The sequence below is a fragment of the Nocardioides sp. P5_C9_2 genome (assembly GCF_054049555.1).
The window spans coordinates 1-3949 of the sequence record NZ_JBFUMD010000374.1; the positions used below are offsets into that span (position 1 = coordinate 1).

The following is a 3949-nucleotide window of genomic DNA, read 5'->3' on the forward strand; positions in this document are numbered from 1 at the left end:
GCCCTACGCCGAGTGGGAGCAGGACGTCAGCGCAGGTTGAGCTCGCGCACCCGCTGGGCGAAGCGCCACGCGGCGTGGCCGTCGAGCGGGGCGATGCCCGGCCGGTCCGCGGGCGGTGGCGTGGCCGCCCAGTCTCCGTCGGCCACCTCCGTGAGGCCGGCGAGCAGCTCGCCGAAGGTCGCGACCACCCGAGGCTGGGGCCAGCGGTCGCCGGCGAAGACCGCCTCCACGCGACGTGACGGGCCCGGGTCGGGCGCCTGCACGAGCAGCGGCGTACCGGTGACGAGCGCGTCGTACGCCTCCGGGGAGCGGTCCGTGACCACCGCGGAGGCGACGCGGTGCACGACGGTCGACCACGGCACGCTGCGGGACGAGAGGCTGAGCGCGCCCGCGGCGGCGAGGGCTCGGGTCCAGCCGTCGAGCCGGTCGACGCGCGGCTCGCGGACGCCGAGGACCACGTCGTGCTCGCGCGCCCAGGCGCCCAGGCGGGCCACCTCGTCGGCGGTGTACGCCGCGTCCCATGCGGCGTGCGGCCACCACACGACCAGGCGCCGGTCACCGACCAGCTCCCGGACGCGGGCCTCCTCGGCGGCGAGGTCGGCCGGCAGGTGCTCGCGCACGAGGAGGTCGTGGCGCGGCAGACCGGTGGGCCAGGCCTTGGCCAGCCCGAGGTCCGGGTCGCCGGCGCTGCGCACGAGCGCGTCGGCCTGCGACGTCACCGCGGCGGCGAGCACCTTGCGCCACTCCCCTCCGGGCGTGCGCGACGCGTCGTGCGCCAGCACCGGCACGCCGATGCCGACGTGCAGGAAGTCGTGCCGCGACGGCGAGAGCGGGAGGTCGATGGCGACGTTGGGCTCGACGTCGACCACGATGCGCCCGCACCGGACCAGCGCGTGCTGGCCGTCGACGGTGTGGATCGGGAGCACGGTGAGGTTGGCGCCGCGCAGGTCGTCGGGCAGGCGACGCGACCGGGACAGGACGACCTTGTGGATGCTCGGGTCGTCGCGGACCTCGTCGAGCACGGCCCGGACGCCGGGGTCGAGGCGCCCCGTGGTGGGCGAGGACAGGAAGGCCCACCAGTGGTCGAAGGTCGGGCTCTCCCGGTCGATGGTGCGGAACGCGCCGCCCCACACCGCCCGGCGCGGGATCAGCCGCCGGCGGCCGTCGGTGTCGAGGCGGATGTCGTGGGCCTCGTGCAGCCGGTCCACCGGGCTGACCCGGTCGAGGTTGGCCCGGACCGGGTCCAGCCGCAGGTCGGGGACGAGCTCCTGCAGCCGCTCGGGCCACCGCTCGAGGCCGAGCACGTGGCGCGGGTTCTCGCCCAGGAAGTTGCGCTTGACCAGCGGGAACCCCCGCTCGACCAGCTCGAAGAAGTGTCGGGAGTAGAGCGGGTGGAAGGCGTGGAGCTCGGGGATGAAGGTGTCGAAGTCGAAGCCCGCGTCGGTGAGGTAGCGACTGATGCCGACCTCGTACTTGTGGATCACCAGCATCTTGTCGGACTGCGGGGCCACGTGGTCCAGGCGCCACCGGAAGCCGGGGTCGTCGAGCACGGGACGCCGGAAGGCCAGGAAGTACGACGACAGGTGCAGGTGCCGCACGTCGGTCCACTGCCGGTGCCCGAGGAAGCGGGCCTTGGCCTCGGCGAGCGGGATCGGCGAGTCGTCGACGACGTACGACTCGTCGTGCTCCATCGAGGTGGCCTGGAGGCTCCACCAGTCGCAGGCGCGGGCGTCCATCTCCGCGAGGACGTCGTCGAGCGGTCGCAGCAGGTAGCAGGAGTCGTTGGCCAGGATCACCTCGTCGTAGCCGTCCAGCCGGTCCCAGCCGACGAGGTCGCGGGCCAGCAGGGAGAACGAGCCGAAGTCGTAGGCGCCGTGCGGAACGCTCCACGCGTCCGCGACGATCCCGTCGAGGCGGTCCAGCTGGCCCGGCTCGAGCACCCCGTCGGCCACGTAGAAGACGTCGGCGTGGCGGGCCAGCTCGGTGAGGTAGTCCACCACGTAGTCGTCGACCAGCCCGTCCGGGTCGTAGCCCGCGAAGAGGCAGGCGCGCCGCACGGCACGTCCCGGGGCGTACGTCGTGGGGGTCCGGGTGGGTGCCGGGCCGGGCAGCGGCGCGAGTCCGGCCTGGCGGCCGACGAGCAGGAAGTGGAGCAGCGGGTCGACCTCCTCGCCCGTGGCGTCGAGGTGCGTGGCCCAGTAGTGCCAGAGGTCGAAGCGCAGGCTGGGGGCGCGCAGGGTGCGCCACCCGGTCTCGACGAAGTGGCGCGCCGGGTCCTGCCGGCGCAGCAGCCGGTGCTGGACGGCGTACTCGTCGGCGTCGAGGAAGCCGCTGGCCGCCACGACGGCGCGGTGGGCGTCGTCCTGCACCTCCTGCGGGGGCGGCTGCGGGTCGCCGTCGACCGGCGGGAGCCCTGCGGCGAGGGCCTTCTCCACGAGGGCGGTGGCGTCCTCGGGGCCGCGGCGGGCGGCGGCGCGCCACTGCCGGGCGAAGCGCCACCAGCGGCGCTGGAAGTCCGCGACGGCCTCGCGACGGCGCTCGAGCTCGGTCATCGGGGGCGGGGCGGGTAGGCGTCCGCGCCCTCGGACTCCGGGGACAGCAGGAAGTGCACCAGGGGGTTGACCTCCGCCTCGAGGACCTCCGGGTGGTCGATGACGTACTGGCCGATGTCGAAGTCGTCGCTCGGCCGACGGAACGGGTTGTAGGGATGGCGCAGGAAGTGCAGCGCCGGGTCCTCGCCCAGGTGGGCGACGTCGTGGTAGGTCCGCAGGTACCACGCGTCGTCGAAGAGCGCCGACCCGCGGATGAGCTCGACCTGGGCCGCCTCCTCCCTGGTCACCGGCTGCTGACGGTCCTTGAAGAGTGCCACTCCCCTGCGGCCCCCGGCGTCGCCGGCGGCGTCGACGCGCAGCCGCTTGGCCAGGGCCGCGGACAGCTCGTCCGCGGACTTCACCGCCCGGTCGCGCGCGGTGCGGATCCGGGCCTCCTTCTCACCCCACTGCTCGGCCTGCCGGCGCAGCGCGGCGAGCTCGGCGCGGGTGGTCGCGAGCTCCTCGGCCAGGCGCGTGATCTCCTGCTGCGTCTGCTCCCCGAGCGGGTCCGGGTGTCCCTGGTCAGCCACGGCGCGACCCTACCGTCACGTCGGCCACGTACCGTGGAGGTCCCGACCCGAGGAGCCCGGACCGTGACTCTCCCGGCCGTACGTCGCCCCGCCGCCCTCGCCGCGTCGCTCGGCGCCTCCCTGGTGACAGTGCTGCTGCTCGCCGGGTGCTCAGGGGGCTCGGGGGGCTCGGGGGGCTCGGAGGCCTCGGGGGGCTCGCCCTCCCCCTCCTCCCCGTCGTCCTCGTCCACCCCGGAGCCGTCGGCGGCCCCGACCTCGACGAGTGCGGAGCCGCAGCCCACCGAGCCGCCGGACCCGGTGTCGATGGCCGCCCTGTCCGCCGCCGAGCACACCGGCGACCGGCTCCGGCTGGGTGCCGTGCGCGAGCGGACGGCCGCCTACACGTCGTACGACGTCACCTACCGCTCGACCACCACGGACGACCGCGGGACGCGACGCCTCACCATCAGTGGCGTGCTCAACGTGCCCACCGGTCGCGGTCCGTTCCCGGCGGTGGTGCTGGCGCACGGCTACATCGATCCGGCCTACTACGTCCGCGGCCAGGGCATGACCCGCGAGCGCGGGGTGCTGGCGAGCCGCGGGTACGTCGCGCTGCACGTCGACTACCGCGGGCACGCCGAGTCGACCGACGACCCGCGCTCGGACCGGGACCTGCGGCTCGGCTACTCCGCCGACGTCGTCGCCGCGGTCAAGGCCCTCCGCGCGTCGCGCGACGTGCCGCTCGACGACGACCGGGTGGCGCTGATGGGCCGCTCGATGGGCGGCGGCGTCGTCATGAAGGCCCTCATCGCGGAGCCGGGACTCGTGCAGGCGGCGTCGCTGTGGGCG

General features: G+C 74.9%; 3 protein-coding genes. 1 reads left to right on the forward strand and 2 read right to left on the reverse strand.

The features are described from left to right. Positions 1-26 precede the first annotated feature (26 nt). Together ACXJKL_RS16330 and ACXJKL_RS16335 are read right to left on the reverse strand one after the other, a co-directional pair. On the reverse strand, positions 27-2552 hold the full coding sequence (locus ACXJKL_RS16330) for a rhamnan synthesis F family protein (protein ID WP_457208079.1): 2526 nt from the start codon (positions 2550-2552) through the stop codon (positions 27-29). After that, positions 2549-3121, reverse strand: a complete 573-nt coding sequence (locus ACXJKL_RS16335) for a hypothetical protein (protein WP_457208080.1) — start codon at positions 3119-3121, stop codon at positions 2549-2551. Before ACXJKL_RS16335 ends, ACXJKL_RS16330 begins: the two co-directional genes overlap by 4 nt. Before the next feature lie 63 nt (positions 3122-3184). Between ACXJKL_RS16335 and ACXJKL_RS16340 the strand changes: the two genes are divergently transcribed. Further along, the coding region (locus tag ACXJKL_RS16340; protein WP_457208081.1) for an alpha/beta hydrolase family protein at positions 3185-3949 on the forward strand (765 nt) is incomplete at its 3' end.